Consider the following 750-nt stretch of genomic DNA (forward strand, 5'->3'; position numbering starts at 1 on the left):
GTGGAGATTCCGTTGCGGGCGACGGTTTTTCGGGTGGCGGCTGATGAGCATGTGTTGGTGGCGGTGGCTCATCATATTGCTGCTGATGGGTGGTCGATTTCGCCGTTGGTGCGGGATTTGGGGGTGGCGTATGCGAGTCGGTGTGCGGGGGGTGCGCCGGGGTGGGCGCCGTTGGCGGTGCAGTACGTGGATTACACGTTGTGGCAGCGGGCGGTGTTTGGGGATTTGGATGATCCGCACAGTGTGATTGCCGCGCAGTTGGCGTATTGGCAGGACGCGTTGGCGGGGATGGGGGAGCGGTTGGAGTTGCCGACGGATCGGCCGTATCCGGTGGTGGCTGATTATCGGGGTGCGCGGGTGGAGGTGGGCTGGCCTGCGGTGTTGCAGCAGCGGGTGCGGGCGGTGGCCGGTGCGCATAATGCGACGAGTTTTATGGTGGTGCAGGCGGCGTTGGCGGTGTTGTTGGCCAAGTTGGGTGCGACTTCGGATGTGGCGGTGGGGTTTCCGATCGCGGGGCGGCGTGATCCGGCGTTGGATGAGTTGGTCGGGTTTTTTGTCAATACGTTGGTGTTGCGCACGGATTTGTCGGGCAATCCCACGGTGGCGGAGTTGTTGGCGCAGGTGCAGCAGCGCAGTCTGGCCGCCTATGAGCATCAGGACGTGCCCTTTGAGGTCCTGGTGGAGCGGCTGGGTCCCACCCGCAGCCTCAGCCATCACCCCCTGATCCAAGTCGTCCTCGCCTGGCAGAAC

1 protein-coding gene is annotated in these 750 nt (G+C 64.0%); it reads left to right on the top strand.

Annotated features, from left to right (window positions below; translation table 11 throughout):
* A partial coding sequence (locus A5730_RS21835; protein WP_231994761.1) for a condensation domain-containing protein occupies positions 1-750 on the top strand: 750 nt, incomplete at both ends.

Source organism: Mycobacterium sp. ACS4054 (genome assembly GCF_001667275.1).
Classification (GTDB): Bacteria; Actinomycetota; Actinomycetes; order Mycobacteriales; family Mycobacteriaceae; genus Mycobacterium.